We start from the raw sequence: 20,796 nt of genomic DNA, 5'->3' as shown, positions 1-20,796 counted from the left end.
CGTTCGCCGGCTGGAGCCGGGCCTGTCAGCTGGCGATAGCCGTGAGGCTGACGTTCGGATCATCGCTCAATGGCGCGATGGTTTCCAGCGTCATGTAGCGGGCGCGTTGGACCGCCCATTCATCGTTCTGTTCGAGCAGGACAGCTCCGATGAGGCGGACGATAGCGTCCTCATTGGGGAAGATGCCGACCACCTCGGTGCGCCGTTTGATCTCGCCGTTGAGGCGTTCGATCGGATTGGTGGAGTGCAACTTGGTCCGATGCTGCGGCGGGAACGTCATGTAGGCAAGCACGTCGGTCTCGGCCTCGTCGAGGAAGCCGGCAAGCTTGGGCAGCTTGGGACGGAGCTGATCGGCGACCTTGCGCCATTGGGTGCGAGCGGCCTCGGCATCGTCCTGGGCAAAGGCCGTGGCGATGAAGGCGGAGACCACGCGCCGTCCGCTCTTGCCGGCATGAGCCAGCACGTTCCGCATGAAGTGGACGCGGCAGCGTTGCCAGCTGGCGTTGAGCACCTTGGTCACGGTGGCCTTGATGCCCTCGTGGGCGTCGGACACCACCAGCTTGACGCCGCGCAAGCCGCGGCGGGCCAGCTTGCGCAGGAAGGCGGTCCAGAACGTCTCGGCCTCGGACGGCCCGATGTCCATGCCGAGAACCTCGCGCCGGCCGTCGCTGTTGACGCCGACTGCAACGATCACCGCGACGGAGACGATGCGCCCCTGCTGGCGCACCTTCACATAGGTGGCGTCGATCCAAAGATAGGGCCAGTCACCCTCGATTGGACGGCCGAGGAAGGCCTTCACTTTGTCGTCGATCTCGCCGCACAACCGACTGACCTGGCTCTTGGAGATGCCGGTCATGCCCATCGCCTGCACCAGATCGTCGACCGAACGGGTCGAGACGCCCTGAACGTAAGCCTCCTGAACCACGGCGGTGAGCGCCTTCTCGGCCATGCGCCGCGGCTCCAGGAAGCCGGGGAAATAGGAGCCCTTGCGCAGCTTTGGGATGCGCAGCTCCACCGCACCGGCGCGGGTCTCCCAGATCCGGTCGCGGTAGCCATTGCGCTGGGCCAGACGTTCGGGGCTCTTCTCGCCATAGGCAGCCCCGGTCTGGCTCTCGACCTCCAGCTCCATCAGGCGCTGGGCCGCAAAGCCGATCATCTCGCGCAGCAGATCGGCGTCTGGGGTCTTCTCTACCAGCGTGCGCAGGTTCATCATGTCTTCGGTCATCGGTGGTTCCTCGGTTGCGTTGGCGTGTCGCAACCCGATCCTACCGGAGAACTGCCGGTGACCACCGCAAAGCCGCCCGCCCGCTACGGCGCTATTTGGGAGCGCGCGTCCGGGCGGCTTTGCTCCACCGAGCTACACCACCTCCGGGGACACGACCGCCGCCGCTCACTACGAATGCCATAGCAGTAACCCACCAGGAGCATCCGGATCATCAGCTCCGGATCAACCGAGGGCCGGCCGATATCGCTGTAAAAAGCCCTTAGTTGGTCGTGCAAATCGGCCAGAACCGCCGTCGCAAACACATTGATCCGTCGCAACAGGTGATCAGTCGGGATCATCTCGTCGAGGCTAAACTCATAAAAGAGCTGGCCCTGATCTCGGTCCTGCCGCCCCATCATCCCCGATTCTCCTGCCGCCCTTTAATCAGGAATCACTGCTCGCTTGACTTCTCAAGTCCTTTTTCGACAGCATCGGTCAAAACTCGCCTCACGGTTCTGCCCTGGTAACTTCCGGTTGAGTCCTGTGACCGGCCATCGCCCGCGCCGACCGGCGGGCCCGAGAAGGGCCAGAAGCAAACTTCGCGCGAACCGGCCGGCACGTCCGTAGCGGGCCAAAAGCGCCCTACCGGCCGTCAGACCGCTTAATTCCGGTAAGCACCGAGAGCGGACATGCTCTCCAAGGTGGCCGAAAAGGGCCGCAACGGGCAAATAGCCGCTTTCAGCCGAGCGCTCGAACCAAAGCAGCTGCCAGCCCAGCTGGGTTTTGCAACGCCATTGAGTGTCCTGCAGCCGGAACTATGTCAACGCTGACGCCGTGCCGCGGCAGCCGGTCGAACTCGGTATCTAGTAGGGAATGTTCTCCGAAGAGAATGGTTCTCGGTATCTTCAGTCCATAAAGCAGCTCGCGCCATGTCGGCTCGCGTCCGGCGGTTAGCGAACTAGCCCCACGGTGAATTGCGAAAGCTGCGCTGATGGCCATCGAAGCCGCCCACACGACGTTGCCCTCCGCCGCCGCCGCTTTGACAATTCTGTCATGGCCGTATGCCACGTATTCAGCTTCCGGTATCGCAGCAATTTTCCTACTGAAGGGACCGCCGCCTGGATCCAGATTGGGTTCACTCAGCACGAGCTTTTCGACCCGCGGTCCGAGAATGGTGGCCAGCGCGATGGCGACGGCGCCACCCATGCTATTGCCAAAAATGCATATCGAACTAGGGCAAACATATTGAACAAGCTCAGCAACAGAATGTGCATGGGCATCAACGGAGCAGCTAAATTCAACAGGACGCTCACTGAAGCCTGAGCCTAATAAGTCCACCAAGATGGCACGCCGACCGGTGAAAACAGTTCCGAAGACCATACCTAAATAGTCGCAGGAAGAAGCGCAGCCCAGCCCGTGGATAAACACCACGGGCGATCCGCTGCCCGGAAGATCGTGATAGAGAATGTTCGCAGCGGCTGTGCTCGCCCAGAAAGCTTTCATAACTGCTCCAGTCAAACCGCTCGTCGATCATCTAGCTGTTAGGATAACTCAGCAACCGCTCAAAAGCGGCCTTCTCCTTCCACGGTTACCAGCGTCCTGCTGCACCCAAATAGCAGGCGTTGCGAGCGCCAAACCGCAGGCCCGTTCTGCGCCAGGAGCGGGCTTAGTTTGAGCCAGCTTAGTAGCCTATTTCAGACGCGAGCTAGACGTCGCAATAGTTGTGGCCTGATAGCCAGAGAACAAAGTGGCGCGAGTGCGCCTCGCTGCCTGGCTCCCAGGGCAATACAGGCTGAAAACCAAGCGTTTCGTACAGACGATGCGAGGCCACCAATGCGTTATTGGTCGACAGCCTGATAAGATCGTAGCCCGTCCTCCGTGCAAACCCGATCAACTCGCCCGCGATCGCGCGTCCAACCCCTCGACCTCGATAGCTCGGCGCGACGAACATGCGCGTCATTTCGCATGATTGATCGTCAACCCGCTTTATCGCACCGGTGCCGACTACAGCATCTCGGGCAATCGCACACACGAAGATCGCGCGATCCCCGTAAAACTCTTCCGCATGGTCGACATCCGATAGGCGCGAGTAGATGAAGTTTCGGACAAAAGGATCATCATGCTGGTCAAAATGTTCATGCCACACAGCTTCGATGAGCCGCCTAGCTCCCGAGGCGTCCGCTGCTCGGAACGGCCGAATGATCCAATCCAAGACCTTTCCTCCTTTCATCTCCGTTTTTGGCGGGTGAGGCGGACTGGGAGAGTGTCAGGCGCCAGCGATGTCGTTCAGTCCCTGCAGAAGCTCAGCACGGCTCAGGGTCACCTGAACGCCGACCTGTTCTATCGAGTGCGGAATCGGTGGACTCGATTTTGCGACCGCAACTGTCACGCTTTCCATCGCCATAAAGCGCCGCAGTAGATTCGTGGCGATCGTCTCGCCGAGAGCTTCAAGCGTCTGAAACTTGCCTGATGCTGCACTCCGAACCACCTCGTCCACGACGGCGTCATATCTGATAGACGAACCGAGATCATCGCTGAGGTGGGAGCGCACCTCCTGCAGCATCGCGAAAATGTCGAAGTTGAACTTTTGTCCGAGTGCTCGCTCTTCCTCGAAGAGGCCGTGGTAGCCGTAGGTCTGAAGACCGGAGATCTTAATCGATGTCAGCATGGGCAGCTCCGAAAGAAGCGTTTCGATTGGGGATAATTCCCAATTGCCCAGGCGAGCGGCTGCTCTTCCGCGCTTCCCGATGGTGCTCCATCCGATGTCGCCAGTCGCGCGAATGAGCAGTCCGTAGCAGCCAAAAATGCTAAAATCAATACTCTAATGCCGATGGAAAGTATGATGCCGGCGGTGAGCATATCTTCCGGCGACTGTCGAATAGGAAGAACCCGCTTCACTCTAACTGCCAATGTCAGCAACGGGTCTTGGTCGTGTAAAAACGGCCTTGCGGACGTCCGTCCTGACCACGAGGACGCGGGCGTTTCTCAGGCTGTGATTGCCGCGATCAACGGCTTGACCCCGACGATGTTCATGACCCGTGTGAGGTTGTAGGCCAGAACCGATAGGGCCATCTCGGCGGCTACTTTTGGGAGCGATTTAGTGAGGAAGTGCGTCGCTCCCATACGGGCCTTCATCGTGCCGAACGGATGTTCGACCGTCTCGCGCCGCTGGCGCATCGCTTCCGGGTTTGCGTCAAGGCGCTGCTGCACTGCCTCAAGCAGATGCTCGTGCTCCCACCGTGTAATCCGCCGCTCCGGCCCCGGCGTGCACTGGGATTTGAGCGAACAGGTTTGACAGGCTGTGGTCCAGTAGCGCCGCAACACCTTGCCGTCTTCTTCGTTTGTATAGCGATACGGTAATCGCTCTCCAGCTGGGCAGCGATAGGCATCCTGTTCTGGCAAATAGACAAAGTCCTGCTTACCGAAGCGTCCCTCCGACTTAGCATTTGACGTCTGCGGCTTGGGCAGCGTCACCGTGATTCCGGCCTCGTGGCACGCGAGGATCTCTGGGCTATTGAAGTAGCCGCGATCGGCTACAGCGTCGAGCGTCTCGCTCTTGAGAACGGCCTTTGCCTGTTTGGCCATGTTAGCAAGTTGGGCGCGATCTGAACCGCTGTTCGTGACCTCGTGCGTCACAATCAGATGGTGCTCGGTGTCCACGGCGACCTGTACATTGTAGCCGACAACGCCGGAGCCGCGGCCGCTCGTTGCCATCGAGCGGCTGTCGGGATCGGTCAGAGAGATTTGCTGATCGGACGACGCAAGCATCTGCTTCTCATACGCGGCAAGCTTGCCCATTTCCTCCTTCAGCTTCGTGAGCTTCTCGGCAAGTCTCGTCACCTTCGCAGCCAGCGCCTCTGTCGGCTCCTGGCGGTCGGCCGTGTCAAGTTGGCTCAGATAACGCGCGACGCTCTCCTCCAGCTGAGCACGCCGCCGTTGGACCTTTGCCCGTGTGAAGTTCTTGTCTCGGTTGTTCACGGCTTTGAACTTGCTGCCATCGATGGCGACGCTCGCCGTCGCCAGAAGGCCCATCCCACGGCAGAGTTCGACAAAGCGCGCACAGACCATGCGAAGCGCCAGGCCGTTGTCTTTACGGAAGTCGGCGATGGTCTTGTGATCGGGCGCGAGCCGACCCAGCAGCCACATCACCTCGAGATTGCGGCCGGCCTCCCGTTCGAGCCGCCGGCTCGACTGCACCCGGTTCAGATAGCCGTAGATGTAAAGCTTCAGGAGAACCGAGGGGTGGTACGACGGCCGACCGGTGGCTGCCGGCTCCACCCCTTCAAAACCCATCTCAGACAAATCGAGCGCTTCGACAAATGCGTCGATCACGCGAACGGGGTTGCTCTCGTCAATGAAATCATCGAGGCATTCAGGCAACAGCGTCCATTGCCCACGATCCGCCTCTTCAACGAAGCGCCTCATCGATTCCCCCAAAAGAATCACTGGAGAATCATAACAGCCGCGCAGCGTTTTCACACAGCCAGGGTCACGAGCTGCTTTCCCGAACGAGCTAGCGTCACGGCCTGTTTACCTGCGATAGTTGCCGACTTGATGCAGCGCCGCAAGTCGGCAGGCTCCAGGCCTTTCACGGCACGGTTGGGCGACCCCGCCACGTCCGCAATTCGCCGATTCCGTTGAAAAAGTCGGCAGTAGTTTCGTCGTGAACGCCATCTGTTTCGAGGACGAATTGGCGCGTTGTGGTTCACGCGGGCGTCAGCGCGGGCATCGGGATCAGCTTGGCCATCTTACGAAGGTTCTGAGCGGCTGCAGCGAGGGTGAACTCGTCGCGTGCGCCGTTCGGCCCTCTTAGTCGCAGCCGATCTAGCTTGAGGATGCGCTTGAGATGCGCGAACAGCATCTCAATCTTCTTGCGGAGCCGGCGTGAAGTGCGGCCTTCCCATGAGCTTGCGATCTCGCGTGCCATGTCGCGAGCGCCCTCGTAGATCGAGCGCGGCACTTTTCGAGCCGGGGTGTTGGGGCAACACCTGCTTCTTAGAGAGCATGCTTGACAATCGCGCTTGCTCGCACGGTAGAGGACCGTCGTGTCGTTGTTCACCAGCGTCCCTGTAGTGGTGAGGGGGTTGCCAGCGGGGCAGCGATAGACGTCCCTGGTATGGTCGTAGGTGAAGGCCTCACGCGAGAAGGTCCCGTCGGTGCGGGCCGACTTGTCGAAGACGGTCACGTGCGGCTCGATCCCGTGCTCGTAGACCAGCCACCCGAGCATCTCAGCGGAGCCATAGGCGCTGTCGCCGAGAAGCCGGCTTGGATAAAGATCGAACCTTTCGATTGAACGCTCAATCATGCGCTTGGCGGCCAATACTTCTGCCTGGCGGATCGCCGTGGTCGCTTCGACATCGACGATGATCGCATTCTCGACGTCGACCAGATAGTTCGTCGAGTAGGCGAAGAAGGCTTGGCCGCCGTGCGCTCCCGTCCAGCGCGCCGCCGGGTCGGAGGGCGATACAAACTTGGGCGTGACCTCCGTCGCGGCACCGAACGCGGCATCATCAAGAACGGCAAGATACTCGTCGATCGCTCGACCCGCAGCCTCCGGCGGAAGCCTCTTATCGCCTTCGATTCCCTTCTGCCGATTGGCATCCGCCTTGATCAGGCTCGCGTCGACTGCGAACCCTTCGCCGCCGATCAGGCGCTCCCGGATGCAGCGGCGCAAGACGGTCTCGAACACGCGACGGAAGAGATCGCTCTCACGGAAGCGGCCGTGCCTGTTCTTCGAGAACGTCGAGTGATCGGGGACGCCTCCATCTAGACCCAGCCGGCAAAACCAGCGGTATGCCAGATTGAGATGGACTTCATCGCAGAGGCGCCGTTCCGATCGGATGCCGAAGCAATAGCCGATCAAGAGCATCCTGATCATCAGCTCCGGATCGATCGAGGGCCGCCCGATGTTGCTGTAGAACGGCGCCAGCTCCCGCCGTAAGTCCTCAAGGTCGACGAACCTATCGATCGACCGCACGAGGTGGTCGGCTGGGATGTGCCTTTCCAGCGAGAACTCATAGAACAACGCAGCCTGTTCGACTTGCCGATGCCCCATCATGACCTTCAGTCCTGCCCACTAGACAGACTGAATCACCGATATCTCTGCGTCGCAACTGCTGACTTTTTCAACGAAATCGACCCAAAGCGGACTTGCAACCACCGCGGACGGATGTCTTACGGGGGGCTCAGCCTTGCTGGACGATGTCATACCAGCGCGCCGCAATCATCTCCGGAGCTATTGGCTCAGGGCCGAAGTCGACGCCGGCGGCTCTGCTCCACTGGTCGCCCGAGAACCGTCCCCCCGCCGCACTTAGAACCACGCCGGACGCGTCGCAAGCTGGCGAAGCCAGAAAGATAACACCAGGGGCAACGAGCTCGGGTTTGAGTTCTGGCGCATGGCGACGCAATATCCGCGTTGCTGCAACTGGTGAGATCGCGTTGATACGGATGCCGGCATCCCGAGTCTCGGCGGCGATGCCAACCATCAGACCAAGTTGCGCCATCTTGCCGACTGCATAGCCGGTCAACCCCGGCACGTTATCAGCGACCCGTAATGCGCGGCCCGACGTGGTCAACACGACGCGTCCATAGGCTTGGCGGATCATATGAGGGATTGCCGACTGGAGCAGATGGAACGGTGCGTGCACACCAAGATTGACCATTCGGTTCCAGACTTGCGGCGTTGTCTCCTCTAGGGGTGCGAAGATTACCAGCCCGGCATTGTGAATCAGGACGTCGAGACGACCAAAGGTGTCCATCGTAAACTCGATGACGCGCTTGCATCCAATGGCTTCCTCCAGGTTCTCATGGCAGGCCACTGCGCTGCCGCCCGCGTCGACAATCTGACGCGCGACGCCATCTGCCACAGAGGGATCAAAGCCACTGCCATCCTTAGCAACGCCGGCATCATGGACGACGACGCGCGCACCACGGTTGGCAAGAAGATGCGCGTAGGCAGCTCCTAGACCGCGGCCCGCTCCGGTGACGACAGCCACCTGGTTATCGAAGCGAATTGTGGTTGAACGACTACGCTCCGTCACAGTACATCTCCTAATGGCCAAGCGGCATCAACTATGTCATGAGCGCGCCAAAGGCTTCGGCGACGGCTTGCGGGGCGGTCAGCATCGAGTAGTGCCCGCCTGGCACGTCCCCGCATTGCCAGCCTGCGGCTCGCGCGCGTTCCATGAGTCGATCATAGAGTGGGACGTGCGTCGACGATCGCAAGAACACACGCCTAATACGAGCGGCGGTTGGGGATCGCAGCCGTACAGGATCCTCGAAAGAGCGCAGAGGATGCGGCGTCAGCTTCTGAGCGGCCCAGATGTTGATGTCGTCCGGCACATCCAGAGATGAGGGTGGCGGCACGCGCCATCCGTCGCCCGTCTCGCGAGCCGTGGCTCGAATACGGTCCGCCCATTCGGACCCCAGCACGTCATTATTCGACTGACCATCCTGCGGGATAGAAGCGTCGAGAAAAACCAGGCAGCTCACTCGATCGGGCAGCTGTTCAGCAACCGCGCTGATGACAGTGCCGCCGTAGCTATGGCCAACAAGCGTGACGTTGCGGAGGGCCCTGTCGCTCAACAGCGACACGACGTCAGAAACGTGGGCATCAAGCCCAATATCAGGGTTGAGCAGATTAGCCCGCTCGCCAAGGCCCGGCAGCGTGATGGCGATCGACTGCCAACCCGCCTCGTCCAGCCGGCGTGTCACTTCGCGCCAGCACCATTCGCCGAGCCACGCACCTGGGATGAGGATAAAGGTCACAATACCAGTCTAAGAGCTGGCCCGCGTCCTCGCAACTCTCCGAAATGCAGCAGCCACCAGCATGCTGACCTCGACTTTCAAGAGCTGAAGAACACGATAATCGGCCCGCTGTACCTGGGCCTCGTTTGATGCCGATCACCCCGGGAATCGGTCCATTTTTGCACGCCAATTCCATCGATAACTGTGCGGCTCTACTCGCGGCCTACTTCATTCTCTTGTCCGCTGTTGGCCCATTACGGACCTTCTCGGTCGGGTGCATCGACGGCAGCTTACGGCCCGGCCTCTGACAAGACTCGTCGGACCGAGTGTCACTGTCGGATGCATAGCCGACGTCAGCGGCGCCGACCTATTGGACGCCTATTCGCCGCCGTTCACCGTCCCTCGCACTACCCATGATTCATTCAGGTTCTATGTCTGACCGGGATCATAAATGCTCGATCGGGCCCATTGTGATCTGGAGTGACAGCATGGGAGATCGAAAATATCTGACTGCGGAGGAAGTCTCGGAACGCTATCGCGGAGCAGTGAGCGTAGGGACGCTGCGGAATTGGCGAGCGATGCGTGTCGGGCCGGCCTTCGTCAAAATCGGCAAAGCGGTTCTCTATCCGATTGATCAACTCGACGCCTGGGACAAGCGAAACATGGTGGCGTGCGTGCGTCTAGACGACTGATCGTGACCGAGTTTGATCAAGGATGATGATCACGTTTCGTCACGCGCTACCGTCCCCATTCCCCGTCCCCATGAGGTCGACGATTTTCGAAAAGCTGCAATATATCAATTGGATAGCTGCGGCGCCACGCTCATGCACAATCACCCTTCGGGCGATCCGACGCCGTCGCAGGCCGACATCCGGATGACCAAGACGATCGTGGAGATCGCCAAGCCGCTCGGCATCACGGTTCACGATCACATCATCGTCGGAAGGAATGGCCATACCAGCCTGAAGAGCATCGGGGTGATGTGAAGGCGCGACGCCGACGAGACGACGCATGCAGCGTGCTGCGGTCGGAGCTGCCAAAAGATCGCCGCGGGATGGACGAAACGTCGGGCCGGTTTGAACCGGACGTCTTCCCGCGCCGGCTAATGCGGGCGAAGCGTGGAGAGGAATGACGGATGCGCGCGCCCTTCATCGGACTGATCCTCGGCGTCCTGACCGTCACGGCGGCCGCCGCCTACGACGCCGACGACCCCGCCAATTGCAATGGCATCGGCTGGGACGATGCGCGGCCGCTCGTCGTCGCCAAAGTGAGCGGCCAGCCACGCGTGAACTTCGTCAAGAGTGCCTATGACGATGACTTCAAGGCCGCAGGCTGTCCCGCTGCGACCGACGCCTGCCGGAAGAAGGCTTACCTCGTCCGCGACGACCTCGTGCTGGTCGGAAGGACCCGCGGCGATTTCGTCTGCGTCAGCTACCAGCAGCCGCATGCGAAGGCCCAGATCTGGACCACCGGCTGGTTGCCGCGCGCAGCCCTCACCGCCGTCGAGCCGATGGCCGCGCCGGCGACGGCCGACTGGTCCGGAAGCTGGGAGCACCCTGGAGGGGGACTGACGATCAGGAAGGAGGCCGGCAACCGGCTCAGGATCGAAGGCGATCAGGTGTTGCCGGCCGGGCGCGAGTTGCGCAACGGATCGCTCGGCGCGACGGCAGAGCCCAAGGGCGGCCTGATCGCCTTCGTCGACGACGGCAGCACACCGTTCGAGCGGCCGAATGCCGGCGACGAGTGCCGCGTGCGCCTGCAGCGAATCGGCGCGCTTCTGCTGGTCGAGGACAACAATGATTGCGGCGGTGCCGGCGTCAGCTTCACTGGACTCTATCATCGCAAATAGCCGCCGACGGCTCATGCCCAGCGGCGCGCCATTGCCACACAGAGGACGACGATTCCGGCTGCGGCAATCATCGTTGCCGACACCGGCTCATGCAGCAGCAGGCTCGCGAAACCGAGGCCGAGGAAGGGCTGCAGCAGTTGCAGTTGGCCCACCGTCGCAGTGCCGCCGCGCGCGAGCCCGCGGTACCAGAAGGCGAAGCCGACGAACATGCTGAAGACGGAGACGTAGGCGAGGCCCAGCCACGCCGCGGCCGTGATGTCGTGTGACGCGCCGGGCAGCGTCAGCACCGCCATCGACAGCATCAGCGGTGCAGACAACAGCAGCGCCCACGAGATCACCTGCCAGCCGCCGAGCCGGCGGGTGAGCATGGCGCCCTCGGCATAGCCCAGGCCGCAGACGACGATCGCAGCGATCATCGCGAGATCGCCGATCGGCGCCGCGACGCCGTCCCGCGACAGGGCGAAGCCCGAGACCGCCGCAGCGCCAAGTGCTGCGAACAGCCAGAACAACGGCCGCGGCCGCTCGCCGCCGCGCAGCACGCCGAACAAGGCGGTCGACAACGGCAGCAGACCGACGAACACGATCGCATGGGCCGAGGTGATGTGCTGGAGCGCCAGGGCGGTGAGCAGCGGAAAGCCGATGACGACACCGAGCGACACGACCGCCAGCGACATCAGGTCGCGCCGGCCGGGAAGCGGCTGCCGCAACAGCGTGAGACAAAGCGCGCCCAGCACGGCCGCGAGTGTCGCGCGTGCGCCCGTCAGGAACAGCGGCGAAAAACCCTCCAGTGCCGCCCGCGTCGCCGGCAGCGAGCCGCTGAAGATCGTCATGCCGATGATGCCGCTCCCCCAGCCCTCGATCGATCCCTTCATGCACGGCTCCTCCTTGCAGATCCCATAGCCCGATCGGGCTTGTTGCGGCAGCGACAGACCGATACAATTTTGACAATCTGTACTGATGCAAAGGGCAACACACTTGGGACCAGGGACGCCCGATTCCCGCCGAGGCGGCTCGCGGACCATCGCCGTGGTCGATGCGATCCGGCAGCGTCTGGCGACGCGCGCGCTCAGCGCCGGCCAGCGCCTGCCCTCGATCCGCGCCTTCGCCGCGGCGATGGGCGTGTCGCCGGCCACGGTGGTCGAGGCCTATGACCGGCTCGCCGCCGAGGGCGTGATCCGTGCCCGGCGCGGCTCCGGCTTCTATGTCGCCGACACGGCGCTGCCGCCGCTGGCCCTCGCCGATCGCGAGCCGCGCCGTCCGCGCGCGGTCGACCCGTTCTGGGTGTCGCGGCAGTCGCTCGACGCCGGACCGGGAACGCTGACGCCCGGCTGCGGCTGGCTGCCGGCCGAGTGGATGCCGCAGGACGCGCTGCGGCGCGCGGTCCGCGCGCTGGCGCGCAGCGCCGGCCCTGTTCTGAGCGATTATGGCGGAGCGCGAGGATCGCCGGCGCTACGACGGCTGCTGCAGGGCCGCCTTGCCGGCATCGGCATCGACGCGTTCAGCGAGCAGTTGGTGCTGACCTCGTCCGGCACGCAGGCGATCGACCTGATCTGCCGCATGCTGCTGGGTGCCGGCGACGCCGTGCTGGTCGACGATCCCTGCTATTTCAACTTCCTCGCGCTGCTGCGCGCGCATCAGGCGCGGATCATCAGCGTGCCGATGACGCCGGGCGGACCCGACATCGCGCAGTTCGAGGCGATACTCGCGGCCGAGCGCCCGCGGCTCTACATCACCAATTCCGGCCTGCACAATCCGACCGGGGCGACGCTGTCGCTGCAGACGGCGCACCGGCTGCTCAACGCCGCGTCGGCGCATGACACGATCATCGTCGAGGACGACATCTACGGCGATTTCGAACCCGAGCCGTCGCCGCGGCTCGCCGCACTCGACGGGCTGACGCGGGTGATCCTGGTCGGCAGCTTCTCCAAGACACTGTCGGCCTCGGTGCGCTGCGGATACATCGCGGCGCGCGCGGACTGGATCGAACCGCTGATCGACCTGCAGATCGCGACCGGCTTCGGCGGTCCCGGACAATTCGCCGCGGAGACCCTGACCCAGGTGCTGACCAGCGGCAGCTACCGCAAGCACGTCGAGGAGCTGCGCGCACGGCTTGGGCGAGCACGGCCGCGCGTGGCGGCACGGCTGCAGCGCATCGGTATCGCCCCATGGCTGATGCCGCGCGGCGGCTTTCATCTGTGGTGCAGGTTGCCGGACGGCTGTACGGCAATCGAGGTGGCCCAGGCCGCGCTCGATGAACACGTGGTGCTCGCGCCCGGCGACGTCTTCAGCGCGGCGCAATCCGCCGCGACGATGATGCGCTTCAACGTCGCGCATTGCGAGGATCCGCGCGTCATCAACGCGCTGGAGCGCGCGACAAAGCCACCGGCCGCGCGTTCGTTGCGCCGCCAAGCGGCCGATTCGACCGGCGGATAAGGCTTAGTAGCAGTAGCGCGGGTGTGCGCGGACCCATGAGCCGTCGCCGCGCTGCAAATAGCAGCCATTGCGATAGGAATAATAGCCGCCACGACGGCGCTCGCCATCGGCCGCGATTGCAGCTCCGGTACCGGCCCCGATCACGGCGCCGATCGCAGCGCCCCGGCCGCCGCCGATCGCGCCGCCCAGGATCGCTCCGCCGGCGCCGCCGAGGATCGCTCCGCCGAGTACGTCCTGCGCGGCAGCCTGATGCACCGGCGCGACGACGGCGAGCGTGAGCAGCGCCGCAGCGCCGAGGCGGGTAGCAAAGGGAATCCCCAGACGTCGGATCATGGACAGGCCTCCGTTCCGGGCACGCTAGTCCGCCCGGCGTGGCCGTTCTTGATGCAGATCAAGGCGACGTCAAGGCAGGGCAATCCACGGCCTTGCCACGTGACGCATCATGCCGCCACGCGCTGATCCTGGGTGCGGTCCTCGATGATGCTGAGGAGATATTTCGGCTCGCCCTCGCCGATCGAGACCGGCAGCCGGCGCACGACGATGTCGCGCGGACCGTTCCCGGGTGTGAGGATGCTATGGGCTCGCGGCTCATCGTCGCCGTGCTCTGCGAACTGGTCGCGGGCGGCTTCCTCGAGGATTGCGCCGGTCGGCGCGGAGAACAGCTCGCCCGGCGTGCGGCCGATGATGTCGCTGCGTGGCACGCCGAACAGACGCTCGGCGGCGCGATTGACGAACATGTAGCGCAGCGACTGCGCATCCTTGGCCAGCACCGCCTGCGGGATGTTCTCCAGCAATGCGGCGAGGAAATATTCGGCGCGCACGAGCTTGCGCTCGGCACGGCGCTGCGCGGTGAAATCCTCATGAGTGGCGATCCAGCCGCCGCCTTCCATCGGACGCTCCGAGATGCGGATGATGCGGCCGTCGGCGAGCTCGACCTCGACGATCTCGGCCCTTCGCGCCTTCATGCGCTCCCGTAGCGCGGCGAGGAACTCCGACGGCTTCTCACGCAGCAGGCCGAGCTTGGCGCGGTGTGCGAGAATCTCGCGTACATGCGCACCGGGCTTCGCAACCGAGGCAGGAACGCCGTAGAGCTTGCGGTACTGCTCGTTGACGATCAGCACATAGCCGAAGCTGTCGAGCATGATCAGGCCCTGGGCCATGTTGGCGACTGCGGCATCCAGACGCTGCTGGTTGCTGAGCGCGCCCCGCTCCAGCCGCTCGTGCTCGCGCAGGATGTCGGCGTGCTGGCGCTCGATCTCGACCTCGTGCTGCTCGAGCTCCTGAATCCGGAAGGCGCCGTTCTGGAAAGTCTCCACCGCATGCGCGACCCGTCCGATCTCGTCGTGGCGCCGCGCATGGGGAATCTTGAGCTTGATGCGGCCGGCGGCGATGCGGTCGGTGACGCGGGCGATGTCCAGCAGCGGCATCAGCACGCCCCAGCGCAGCGCCAGCGCCGCGGCCGCGATCAGCACGATGATCACCGCCCCGAGCGTGCCCAGATAGAACGCGGCCATGCCGCGCGCGTCGGCCGCCTCGCCGAGCTCGCGGGTGCGGTCGGAATAGAGCCGCGACAACTTCTCGAGGTCCTCGTTGAGCGCGGTGCGCACCGCGCGATTCTCGTCATTGTCGCCGAGCTCGCGCGCCGCCGACGATCCGACCGAGATCGTCTGCCGCGCCATCTCGGTGCGGAATGCGACGAACTGATCGATCCGCTTCCTGAACGGGGCGAACAGCGCGGCGTCGTCATCTGTGACCCGGCTTTCCCATTCGTCGACCACTTTGCTCAGCTGCGCAATCTTCGCAAGCTGCGAGTCGGCGTAGCGCCGCGCGACGGTGCGGTCCAACGACATGTAGATGCCGCGCGATTCCATCACGACCGCGTAGATCAGCGCGTTGGTGCGCTCGATGTTGCGGGCTGCAATGGAAAGCGCTTCGAGCCGATCGTAGAACAGGCGCTGCTCGCGCAGCGCCGACAGCGCGCCCAGTGTCGACAGCATCACCAGGACGGCGAACGCGGCCGCAGCCGCAGAGATCTTGTCGTTGAGGCTGAACGACGGCAGCGACCTGTTGAACCGGCGCAACAACTCACGCATGGCGGTCCCCCTCGATGGAGTACAACCATCAGACGCAAGATGCGTAAACAACAAGTTCCAATCAGTGGAACCGGCGCGTAACCGACCGTTAACCAATCCGATGCCGGAAGAGGCTTGCCCGCCGCGCGGCAAGGGCGCTCAACGGCGCGCGTCTCGTCCTACTGCCTGAGCATGATCAGCGGATTGGCGCTGTCGGGCACCAGCCGCCACTGCGCATTGTCGTCCGCCTCGAACCGCCAGGTCTCGCCGCGGTCCGACATCAGCATCATCTGGCCGTGCTCGAGCCGCCACTGGCTCGGCGCGAACGCTGCGATCATGGGGTCGCATTTAGGCTTCACGAACACCTGGAAATTGTCGTGGCCGGCGTCGTTGTTGGTCAGCACCAGGCTGCAGATCGTGGCGCCGTTGCCGCGGACCATCGCCCAGTCGCCAATCATCTGGTCCATCGATTTCGCCAGCGACCGCGCCGCCGCCAGGTTCTGCAGGATGTAGACGCCCTCGCCCTGGCGCAGTCCTTCAAAGATGCCGGCCTCGACCTCGGTGAAGTCGATCACCGCCTCGCCGTTGGCGGCCTGGAGACTGACGATGTCGAGGCCCTTCACGGTCCAGCCGGCGATGTCCTTGGTGAAGGGCAGCGCGGCGGCGCAGCCCGGCTCCAGCTCGAGCTTCTGCCCGCGCGGCGCCGCGTCCGGCTTCAGGGTCACGACGCAGGTCTTGCTGCGCTCGGTGGTCGCAAGCTCCCACTGCCCGATCATCGCTTTCTTCAGGCCGGCGGCGTCCTGCGCGACGGCAGGGACGCTCGCCACTGACGACAGCAGCGCGATCAGCATTGGGAGCGAGCGTTTCATCAGCGGCCTTTCACCGGCGTTTCCGGAACGGGCGTCAGCGGCGGCTTGCCGGCAAACCAGACCTTGAGATTGTCGACCACCAGCTGATCCATCGCGTTGCGGGTTACGATGGCAGCCGAGCCGATGTGTGGCAGCAGCACGACATTGTCCATCGCCTTGAGCGCGTCCGGCACCGCCGGCTCCTTCTCGAACACGTCGAGGCCGGCCCCGAGAATCGTCCCGGACTTCAGCGCCTCGACCAAAGCCTGCTCGTCGATCACCGAGCCGCGGGCGACGTTGACGACGACGCCCCGCGGCCCCAGCGCCTTCAGCACCTCGGCGTTGACGATTTTGTTGGTGCCGGCGCCGCCGGGCACGATCACGACCAGCGTATCGACGTCCCTGGCCATCGCGAGCAGGTCGGGATAGTGCTTGTTGGTGACGCCCGCCGCCGGGTTGCGCGAGTGATAGACCACCGGCACCAGCGAGGCTTCGAGCCGGCGCGCGATCGCCTGGCCGATGCGGCCCATGCCGACCATGCCGACGGTGCGGTCGCGCAGCGAGCCGACGCTCAGCGGATAGGGCTTCGACGTCCACTCGCCGGAGCGCACGAAGCGATCGGCCTTGATGAACTCGCGGCAGGTAGCGATCAGCAGGCCGAGCGCGACGTCGGCGACCTCCTCGGTCAGCACGTCCGGCGTGTTGGTGACGATGATGCCGTGCTGGCCGGCATGGGCGGCCGCGATATGGTCATAGCCGACGCCGAAGCTTGCGATCATCTCCAGCTTCGGCAGCATCGCCATCACGGCGGCATCGGTCTTCACGGTATGGAAGGTCACGGCGACGCCGCGGATCCGCCCTTTCACGTCCGCCGGCAGCGCTTCGAGATCGGCCTGCGTCGTCGCATGGTGCACGGTGAAGCCGTCCGGGAACCCTTTCTCCAGGATCGGCCGCAGCGGCCCATAGATCAGAACATCGATCTTGTCAGACGAAGTAGCCGCCATCAGCTGTCCTTTCCAAGCGCGCTCTCGTGCCAGCGCCGCAAAACGAGGTGCGAAACTAGCGCCAGCAAGCCATAGATGACAATCCCGGCGACCGACAGCAGCACCAGCGCTGCGAACATGCGGGGTATGTTGAGACGATAGCCGGATTCGGCGATGCGATAGGCGAGCCCTGAGCCCGCGCCGGCGCTGCCCGCGGCGATCTCGGCGACGACGGCGCCGATCAGCGACAGGCCGCCGGCGATGCGCAGACCGCCGAGAATGTAGGGCAGAGCGGCGGGCAGTTTCAGATAGCGCAAGGTCTGCCAGCGCGAGGCGCCGTAGAGCTGGAACAGGCCGGCGAGATTGCGATCGACCGAGTTGAGCCCGAGCGCGGTGTTGGACAGCACCGGGAAGAAGCCGACGATCCAGGCGCATACGACCACCGCGGTCTGCTGCGGCAGATAGATCAGGAGCAGCGGTGCGACCGCGATCACAGGGGTGACCTGCAGCACTACGGCATAGGGAAACAGCGCCCATTCCAGCCATCTCGACTGGTTGAACAACAGCGCCAGCGCGATGCCGCCGAGCGCGGCAGCGATGAAGCCTTCGAGCGTGGTGACCAGTGTCGTCAGCAGCGACTGCGCCAGAATGTCCCAGTCGGCAACCAACGTCTTCAGGATGAGCAGCGGGCCCGGCAGCACATAGGGCTGGATGCCGTTGACGCGCACCACCAACTCCCACGCCGTCATCGCTGCGACGAAAACCAAGGCCGGAAAGGCGAGGCTCGCCAGCCGCTCGCCCGCAACGGATGTCGCTCGCTCGGAGGCACCGCTCACAGCGCATGCACTCCGGTGTAGGCCGGCGCCAACGCGTCGGAGACGCGACGGCAGTATGCGGCGTAGTCCGGCGAGGCCCGGAACGCATCATCGCGCGAGTCGACGTCGATCCGGATTTCGGCACTGAGCCGGCCGGGCCGCGCCGTCATCACCAGCACGCGCTGCGACAGGTAGACCGACTCGAACACCGAATGGGTGACGAACAGGACGGTCATGTTCAGGCTGCGCCACAGCGCCAGCAGGTCGTTGTTGAGGCGAAAGCGCGTGATCTCGTCGAGGGCCGCGAACGGCTCGTCCATCAGCAGGATGTCGGGCCGCGTCACCAGCGCCCGCGCCAGCGAGGCGCGCATCTTCATGCCGCCGGACAATTCGCGCGGGAAAGCATCGGCAAAATCCGACAGGCCGACCTGCGCCAAGGCCGCATCGATCCGCGGCCGCGCCTCCATGGCCGGGACATGCGCAAGCTTCAACGGCAATCCGACATTGTCGCGCACGCTGGTCCAGGGCATCAAGGTCGGCTCCTGGAACACGAAGCCGATGCGATGGCCCGGATGCGTCTCGGACGCGGACGCCGCGACATCGACCGCGCCGCCGCTCGGGCGCGCGAGGCCTGCGATCAGCCGCAGCGCCGTCGACTTGCCGCAGCCGGAGGGGCCGAGCAGCGAGACGAACTCGCCTTTGGCGATGGTCAGATCGATCGGCCCCAGCGCGGCGACGCCGGACTCGTACACCTTGGTGACGCCGCGCAGGCGTACCGCGGTCGCGACGGCGCGCTCGGACGAAAGGGGTGAGCTCATTTGCTGAAAGTGCCGCTCAAGCGTCCTACTTCTTCGGCCGGAGATCGATGCCGACGCTCTTGTTGACGAAACGCAACGTGTAGGACTTGCGATAGTCGATCGTCGACTTGACCACGCCGGCCCGCACCATCTTGTCGAAGAAGCTGGCGATGCGCTCCTCCGTCATGGCGCCGATGCCCTTCTCCACGCTGTCGCCGGAATCGACGATGCCGTACTCCTTCATCTTGGCGACCGAATAGGCCAGCAGGTCGTCGGTCATCTCCGGGTTCATCTTCTTGATCAGCGCATTGCCCGCGGAATTGTCGCCGTAGATGTAGTTGTACCAGCCGATGATCGAGGCATCGACGAAACGCTGCACCAGGTCCGGCTTGCTCTCGATCAGGTCGCGGCGCGTCTCGATCAGGGTCGAATAGGTGTTGAAGCCGTTGTCTGCGAGCAGGATCACGCCGGGCTTGAAGCCGGCGGCGCGCTCGACCGCGAACGGCTCCGACGTGACATAGCCCTGCATTGCGCTCTGCGGCGTGGCGATGAAGGGCTGCGGATTGAACGTGTAGGGGCGGACGTTCTTCTCGGAGAAACCGTATTCCGATTTCAGCCATTGATAGTAGCTGGAGATGCCTTCCTTGGAGACGAACAGGGTCAGCGGCTTCAGCTCGTCGAGCTTGGTGATCCTGGACTCCGGGTGGGTCAGGAACACCTGCGGGTCCTTCTGGAACATCGCCGCGATCGACACCACCGGCACGTTGTTGGCGACCGCGTCGAACGACATCAGCGTGTTCGCGGCCATGAAGAACTCGATCTTGCCCGAGATCAGCAGCATGCGGTTGTTCTCGTTCGGACCGCCCGGCACGATCGTCACGTCCAGACCGTAGCGCTTGTAGGTGCCGTCGGCGACCGCCTGGAAGAAGCCGCCATGCTCGGCCTCGGCGACCCAGTTGGTGCCGAACGAGACCTTGTCCAGGGTCTGGGCATGGGCCGCCGAGATCATCCCGCCCAAAGTCCCGCCGAGGACCAGCAATGCCGCCATTAACGTTCGCGGCAGAAGCGCCTGCGCCATGTCTGGTCTCCCCGGTTCTTTCTGGCTGAACATGTTAAGATCGTTCGGGTGATACCTACCCTGCCCCACGGACGAAGGAAACTGCCCGCGCGATGACCCTGCCGCCCCGCGACTGGACCGAGCTGCACTGGCCCGCTTTGGCAACGCCCGAGGCGGGAACGCCCGAGAGCGCGCGCTGGATCGCAGTGCTGCCGCTCGCCGCCACCGAGCAGCACGGCCCGCACCTGCCTCTCGGCACCGACGTCTACATCGCCGAGGCCTATCTCGCCCAGGTGCGCGCGCTGCTGCCGCCGGCGCTGCCGGTGACGGTCCTGCCGGTGCAGCCAGTGGGGATCTCGACCGAGCATATCGACTATCCGGGCACGCTGACCATGCCGACCGAGGTCGCGCTGCGGAGCTGGCGTGCGCTCGGCGACAGCGTCGCGCGCGCCGGGATCAGGAAGCTCGTGATCGTCACCAGCCATGGCGGCAACAGTGCCGCGATGACCCTGGTCGCACAGGATCTGCGCGCTGATCACCGCATGCTGGTGGTGACGACGTCGTGGTCGCGCTTCGGTGCGCCCGACGGCCTGTTCTCGCCCGATGAGCTGCGGCACGGCATTCACGGCGGCGCCGTCGAGACCTCGATCATGCTGGCCCGCCATCCCACGCTGGTGCGCAGCGATGCGATCGCCGCATTCTCCTCGCGCGGCGCTGAGATGGAAACGACCTACAAGGTGCTCTCGACGCAGCGGCCGGCGCCGATGGCCTGGCAGACGCAGGACCTGAATGCGGGCGGCGCGGTCGGCGATGCCACGCAGGCGTCGGCGGAGAAGGGCGAGCGCGTGCTCGACCACGGCGCGCGGGCGTTCTGTGCGCTGCTGGACGACATCGATAACTTCGACGTGAACGCGCTTGGCCGCGGCCCCCTGTCGGGCGGCTGAGCCAGAGATAACACTCTGGATCTTCTGATGAATCTTCGAACGGCGTCG

Annotated in this window: 21 protein-coding genes, 1 pseudogene and 1 riboswitch; of the genes and pseudogenes, 5 read left to right on the top strand and 17 right to left on the bottom strand. The window is 64.0% G+C overall.

The features are described 5' to 3' along the window. Positions 1–25: 25 nt before the first annotated feature. From QX094_RS14705 to QX094_RS14665, 9 genes and pseudogenes are all read right to left on the bottom strand, one after another. On the bottom strand, positions 26–1,225 hold the full coding sequence (locus QX094_RS14705; RefSeq protein ID WP_315714240.1) for an IS256 family transposase: 1,200 nt from the start codon (positions 1,223–1,225) through the stop codon (positions 26–28). A gap of 158 nt (positions 1,226–1,383) precedes the next feature. Beyond that, a pseudogene (locus QX094_RS14700) lies at positions 1,384–1,623 on the bottom strand (transposase); the annotation flags it as partial. Positions 1,624–1,942: 319 nt separating this feature from the next. Further along, complete coding sequence (locus QX094_RS14695) at positions 1,943–2,707, bottom strand: alpha/beta hydrolase (RefSeq protein ID WP_316173175.1); 765 nt, start codon at positions 2,705–2,707, stop codon at positions 1,943–1,945. A gap of 202 nt (positions 2,708–2,909) precedes the next feature. Next, positions 2,910–3,416, bottom strand: a complete 507-nt coding sequence (locus QX094_RS14690) for a GNAT family N-acetyltransferase (RefSeq protein WP_316187954.1) — start codon at positions 3,414–3,416, stop codon at positions 2,910–2,912. Between the two features lie 54 nt (positions 3,417–3,470). Beyond that, on the bottom strand, positions 3,471–3,872 hold the full coding sequence (gene folB, locus QX094_RS14685; RefSeq protein ID WP_316173173.1) for a dihydroneopterin aldolase: 402 nt from the start codon (positions 3,870–3,872) through the stop codon (positions 3,471–3,473). 38 nt (positions 3,873–3,910) lie between these two features. Further along, a riboswitch (ZMP/ZTP riboswitch) is annotated at positions 3,911–3,990 on the bottom strand. Between the two features lie 199 nt (positions 3,991–4,189). Next, positions 4,190–5,629 (bottom strand): IS1182 family transposase, encoded by a 1,440-nt coding sequence (locus tag QX094_RS14680; protein ID WP_315716201.1) that lies wholly within the window; start codon positions 5,627–5,629, stop codon positions 4,190–4,192. A gap of 280 nt (positions 5,630–5,909) precedes the next feature. Then, complete coding sequence (locus tag QX094_RS14675) at positions 5,910–7,262, bottom strand: IS1182 family transposase (RefSeq protein WP_316167505.1); 1,353 nt, start codon at positions 7,260–7,262, stop codon at positions 5,910–5,912. 127 nt (positions 7,263–7,389) lie between these two features. Next, a complete protein-coding gene (locus tag QX094_RS14670) occupies positions 7,390–8,244 on the bottom strand; it encodes an SDR family NAD(P)-dependent oxidoreductase (RefSeq protein ID WP_315826138.1) in 855 nt (284 codons plus the stop codon). 31 nt (positions 8,245–8,275) lie between these two features. Continuing rightward, entirely contained in the window at positions 8,276–8,971 is a 696-nt protein-coding gene (locus tag QX094_RS14665; protein WP_315826139.1) for an alpha/beta fold hydrolase, read from the bottom strand. Positions 8,972–9,438: 467 nt separating this feature from the next. Between QX094_RS14665 and QX094_RS14660 the strand changes: the two genes are divergently transcribed. The 3 genes from QX094_RS14660 to QX094_RS14650 all read left to right on the top strand — a co-directional run bounded on the left by QX094_RS14660 (position 9,439) and on the right by QX094_RS14650 (position 10,799). Next, a complete protein-coding gene (locus tag QX094_RS14660; RefSeq protein ID WP_316187953.1) occupies positions 9,439–9,642 on the top strand; it encodes a helix-turn-helix domain-containing protein in 204 nt (67 codons plus the stop codon). 12 nt (positions 9,643–9,654) lie between these two features. Continuing rightward, positions 9,655–9,936 carry a JAB domain-containing protein gene (locus tag QX094_RS14655; RefSeq protein WP_316187952.1) on the top strand — a complete coding sequence of 94 codons (282 nt, stop codon included), beginning with the start codon at positions 9,655–9,657 and terminating at the stop codon, positions 9,934–9,936. A 149-nt stretch (positions 9,937–10,085) separates the two neighbouring features. Next, complete coding sequence (locus QX094_RS14650; protein WP_316174511.1) at positions 10,086–10,799, top strand: hypothetical protein; 714 nt, start codon at positions 10,086–10,088, stop codon at positions 10,797–10,799. 11 nt (positions 10,800–10,810) lie between these two features. Here QX094_RS14650 and QX094_RS14645 read toward each other — a convergent pair whose 3' ends face one another. Then, positions 10,811–11,671, bottom strand: a complete 861-nt coding sequence (locus QX094_RS14645) for a DMT family transporter (RefSeq protein WP_315715304.1) — start codon at positions 11,669–11,671, stop codon at positions 10,811–10,813. An 85-nt stretch (positions 11,672–11,756) separates the two neighbouring features. Here QX094_RS14645 and QX094_RS14640 point away from each other — a divergent pair, with 85 nt between their 5' ends. Continuing rightward, positions 11,757–13,232: a PLP-dependent aminotransferase family protein gene (locus tag QX094_RS14640; protein WP_316170953.1), complete on the top strand. Its 1,476-nt coding sequence runs from the start codon at positions 11,757–11,759 to the stop codon at positions 13,230–13,232. 3 nt (positions 13,233–13,235) lie between these two features. Here QX094_RS14640 and QX094_RS14635 read toward each other — a convergent pair whose 3' ends face one another. The 7 genes from QX094_RS14635 to QX094_RS14605 all read right to left on the bottom strand — a co-directional run bounded on the left by QX094_RS14635 (position 13,236) and on the right by QX094_RS14605 (position 19,795). After that, entirely contained in the window at positions 13,236–13,565 is a 330-nt protein-coding gene (locus QX094_RS14635; RefSeq protein WP_315715302.1) for a hypothetical protein, read from the bottom strand. Between the two features lie 107 nt (positions 13,566–13,672). Further along, positions 13,673–15,325 carry a PAS-domain containing protein gene (locus QX094_RS14630; RefSeq protein WP_316174510.1) on the bottom strand — a complete coding sequence of 551 codons (1,653 nt, stop codon included), beginning with the start codon at positions 15,323–15,325 and terminating at the stop codon, positions 13,673–13,675. Between the two features lie 158 nt (positions 15,326–15,483). Next, on the bottom strand, positions 15,484–16,080 hold the full coding sequence (locus QX094_RS14625) for an AprI/Inh family metalloprotease inhibitor (protein ID WP_316174645.1): 597 nt from the start codon (positions 16,078–16,080) through the stop codon (positions 15,484–15,486). 92 nt (positions 16,081–16,172) lie between these two features. Then, positions 16,173–17,156, bottom strand: coding sequence for a 2-hydroxyacid dehydrogenase (locus QX094_RS14620; RefSeq protein WP_316174509.1), 984 nt, complete (start codon positions 17,154–17,156; stop codon positions 16,173–16,175). Then, positions 17,156–17,884, bottom strand: coding sequence for an ABC transporter permease (locus tag QX094_RS14615; RefSeq protein WP_316174643.1), 729 nt, complete (start codon positions 17,882–17,884; stop codon positions 17,156–17,158). The genes QX094_RS14620 and QX094_RS14615 overlap by 1 nt, the downstream gene beginning before the upstream one ends. An 83-nt stretch (positions 17,885–17,967) precedes the next feature. Then, positions 17,968–18,768 (bottom strand): ABC transporter ATP-binding protein, encoded by an 801-nt coding sequence (locus tag QX094_RS14610; protein ID WP_315752258.1) that lies wholly within the window; start codon positions 18,766–18,768, stop codon positions 17,968–17,970. 25 nt (positions 18,769–18,793) lie between these two features. After that, a complete protein-coding gene (locus QX094_RS14605) occupies positions 18,794–19,795 on the bottom strand; it encodes an ABC transporter substrate-binding protein (protein ID WP_315752323.1) in 1,002 nt (333 codons plus the stop codon). A gap of 122 nt (positions 19,796–19,917) precedes the next feature. On the opposite strand from QX094_RS14605, the gene QX094_RS14600 reads away from it, so the two are divergent. Continuing rightward, the gene (locus tag QX094_RS14600) at positions 19,918–20,748 is read left to right on the top strand and encodes a creatininase family protein (protein ID WP_316174507.1); all 831 of its coding nucleotides are present in this window, start codon (positions 19,918–19,920) and stop codon (positions 20,746–20,748) included. Positions 20,749–20,796: the final 48 nt, after the last annotated feature.

The organism is Bradyrhizobium sp. SZCCHNS1050, from assembly GCF_032484785.1.
GTDB lineage: Bacteria > Pseudomonadota > Alphaproteobacteria > Rhizobiales > Xanthobacteraceae > Bradyrhizobium.
Note: the sequence above shows the minus strand (reverse complement) of the source record. Positions and strands in the feature narration are given on the sequence as shown.